This is a genomic window from Spirillospora sp. NPDC046719, from assembly GCF_040645715.1.
Taxonomy (GTDB): Bacteria; Actinomycetota; Actinomycetes; order Streptosporangiales; family Streptosporangiaceae; genus Spirillospora.
On sequence record NZ_JBEYYT010000729.1, the window covers coordinates 1 to 3071 of the forward strand.

4 protein-coding genes are annotated in these 3071 nt (G+C 72.5%); 1 reads left to right on the forward strand and 3 read right to left on the reverse strand.

Going from position 1 to position 3071, the window contains the following annotated elements; all coding sequences use genetic code 11:
* Positions 1–38: 38 nt before the first annotated feature.
* From ABZ914_RS49350 to ABZ914_RS49360, 3 genes are all read right to left on the reverse strand, one after another.
* Positions 39–248 (reverse strand): DUF5999 family protein, encoded by a 210-nt coding sequence (locus tag ABZ914_RS49350; protein WP_190858671.1) that lies wholly within the window; start codon positions 246–248, stop codon positions 39–41.
* Positions 249–386: 138 nt separating this feature from the next.
* The gene (locus ABZ914_RS49355) at positions 387–884 is read right to left on the reverse strand and encodes a hypothetical protein (RefSeq protein ID WP_190858673.1); all 498 of its coding nucleotides are present in this window, start codon (positions 882–884) and stop codon (positions 387–389) included.
* Between the two features lie 296 nt (positions 885–1180).
* Positions 1181–1996 (reverse strand): SAM-dependent methyltransferase, encoded by an 816-nt coding sequence (locus ABZ914_RS49360; RefSeq protein WP_500201513.1) that lies wholly within the window; start codon positions 1994–1996, stop codon positions 1181–1183.
* A 225-nt stretch (positions 1997–2221) separates the two neighbouring features.
* On the opposite strand from ABZ914_RS49360, the gene ABZ914_RS49365 reads away from it, so the two are divergent.
* On the forward strand, positions 2222–2962 hold the full coding sequence (locus tag ABZ914_RS49365; RefSeq protein ID WP_500201514.1) for a DedA family protein: 741 nt from the start codon (positions 2222–2224) through the stop codon (positions 2960–2962).
* Positions 2963–3071: the final 109 nt, after the last annotated feature.

Consider the following 3071-nt stretch of genomic DNA (forward strand, 5'->3'; position numbering starts at 1 on the left):
GGAGGAGGCGCGGGGACCCCGCGGGCCGCGCGGCGCCGCTAGGCGGCGGTCGTGGGACGGTGCGGGGCGATCACACGGCCGTCGGGCAGCAGTTCGCCGGTGTCCTCGAAGACGACGATGCCGTTGCAGAGCAGGCTCCAGCCCTGCTCCGGGTGGGCGGCGACGGTTCTCGCGGCCTCGCGGTCCAGCGCGTCGGGCCTCGGGCACGGCGGCTGGTGCGGGCAGGACGGTGCGCGTTGATCGGTCACGGGTTCCTCCACGGGCGTCCCTGTGATTAAGGACATAGTGGAAGCCTGCCGCCGTTCGTCCGAAATATGCAAGTCAATGGGGGATTCTTTACCGTTCGTCGCGTGTGCCGCCGGACAAGGTGGGGCACATCGGGGCGTTCAGCGCAGAAGCCCCTCGTCCGGTTCGCCGCCGTGGTCGACGTCGAGCCCGACGACCGACAGGCACCCGGTGCAGATCCACTCGGCGATGACGGCCTCGGAGTTCAGGCCGTGCGCGCGGTACGGGCGGTCGACCCAGCGGCGCCGCATCCCGAGCCCGCACGAGGAGTGCAGCAGGCGCCCGCAGGTCGGGCACGGCCAGACGTCCTCGCAGCGCTGGTCGCACTGCGGGCACAGCGGCGACTCGTAGTGCTCGGCCGGGTCGGGGAGGCCCAGCTCGTCCCGCCACTCGTGTTCGAGGTCGAGGTACTCGTCGCCGGGCCAGTGGTGGTCGGCCAGCCAGGCCAGGTACTCCTCCTCTCCGGGTGCGAGCACGGCCGTCAGCGACTCGGGGTGCTCGTCGCGCGGGCGGTCTCGGCGCCCGGCGCGCCGCGCGGTGGCCAGCAGGGTCAGCAGGCCGAGGAGCGCGGCCGCTGCCAGGCCAGTCGCCAGGGGCATCGCGGCGTCCTTACATGATCTTGTGGCGGGAAAGTCCGATCATGAATTCACTTCACAAAACCCTGCGAACGGTACAAGAAAGGCTCTTAACGGAAAAGTCGATCAGAAAAGAATCTTCGCCTGGATCATGATCGGGTGGGGGGCCGAAACCCCGGCCGGGCACCGTCCGGAACCCGTGCGGCCTGGGGGAATCGGGGCATCCGAGCGTCGCGGAGCCCGCGGCGGCGGCGCCGCCGGTTTCACTCTCCGCTGAATCCGGCCTCCCTTCGCCGCCGATCACCGGGCTCGGCGGATGATCAGTCCTTGCGTCCCATCACCGCCACCATCTGGCTGTGCAGCGGGTGCTCCAGCGGGCCCTTCGGCCCGTTCGGGCGCCACTCCGTCACGTGCGCGACGCCCGGCTCCAGGATCGTCAGCCCGTCCATGAACCCCTCGATCTGGGCCGCGGGCCGGAAGTACGACCCGCCGAGGCCCGACTGCAGGATCCGCTTGGCCTCCTCGACGCGCGGGTCGTCGCCGGCGTCGTGCAGGTGCGTCAGCACGACGTGGCTGCCCTTCGGCAGGAACGGGTGCAGCGCCCCGACGACGGCGGCCGGGTCCCGCTCGTCCGGCACGTGGTGGATGATCGCGGCGAGGATCAGCGCCACCGGCCGGTCGAGGTCGATCAGCCCGGTCAGCGCCGGGTCGCCGAAGATCTTCTCCGGCTCGTACAGGTCGCCCTGGATGAACGTGGCGACGCCCCGCTCGGTCAGCAGCGCCCGGCCGTGCGCCAGCACGATCGGGTCGTTGTCCACGTACACCACGCGCGCGTCCGGGTTCGCCGACCGGGCGAACTGGTGCACGTTGGACGAGGTCGGGAGCCCCGACCCGATGTCCACGAACTGGTCGATCCCGGCCTCGCCCGCCAGGTACTCCACCGCCCGCCCGATCGCGACCCGGTTCCCCTGCGCGACGACCGGCGCCTCCGGCACGAGCTGCATCACCATGTCGGCCACCTCGCGGTCGGCGGCGAAGTTGTCCTTGCCGCCGAGGAAGTAGTCGTACACCCGAGCGAACGTCGGCGTGGAGGTGTCGATGCCGGGAGGCGCGCTCTCCGGGAGTTCGTCGGCCACGTGTGCGGCTCCTTCTGTCGGACCCCGGAGCGGACGCGCGCGGGGCGTAACGAGATGGCCCAAGGGTAGGCGGATCCGCCGTCTCCGGACGGGTTTTCAGGGCTTTGCCCGGCAAGTTCCGGCACCGGGTGCGGTTTTCCGCAGGGCGCGGCTGCGGTGCGCGCCCGGACGGGCCGGCGGTGCGCTCCATGGCGGCGGGAACGCCCGGTTCCTAGCGTCGAGGACATGATCGAGACGACGTACGCGCTGGCGTCCGCGGTGGCCGGCGGCGAGCCGTCCGGCGGGATCACCGGATGGGCGACGCACCTGATGGAACGGCTCGGCGCGCCCGGCGCCGGGGTGGCGATCGCGCTGGAGAACCTCTTCCCGCCGCTGCCGAGCGAGGTGATCCTGCCGCTCGCCGGCTTCACCGCGGCGCAGGGCCGGATGAGCCTGGTCGCGGCGCTGGTCTGGACGACGCTGGGCTCGGTGGCCGGCGCGCTGGCCCTCTACGGCGTCGGCGCGCTGATCGGCCGCGACCGGATCCGCGCGCTGGTCGCGCGGCTCCCGCTGGTGAAGCTCGCCGACCTGGACCGCACCGAGGCGTGGTTCGCCCGGCACGGCGGCAAGGCGGTGTTCTTCGGCCGGATGATCCCGATCTTCCGCAGCCTGATCTCCGTCCCGGCCGGGCTGGAGCGGATGCGGATGGCGGCCTTCCTGGTCTACACGACCCTCGGCAGCCTGCTGTGGAACACGGTGTTCGTGCTGGCCGGGTACTGGCTTGGCGACAACTGGACGGCCGTCCAAGACCTCGTCGGCGTGTACTCCAAGGCGGTGGTCGCGGTGGTGGCCGTCGCGGCCGCGGCCTTCCTGGCGGTGCGTATCGTGAAGGCCCGCGGTGGACGGCACCGCGGCGCGCCCGCCCGCGAGGCCACGCCCGCCCGAGAGCACCACCAGCGAGAACCCGAACGTGACCGCATCTTCTGACCCGCCGCCCGCACGCCGCCCCGGCCGCCCGCGCGCGATGGCCGGCGCGGCGGCGCGGGCCGGGGCCGGCCTGCTGCTCGGCGCGGCCACCGCCGTCGCGGAGACGGTC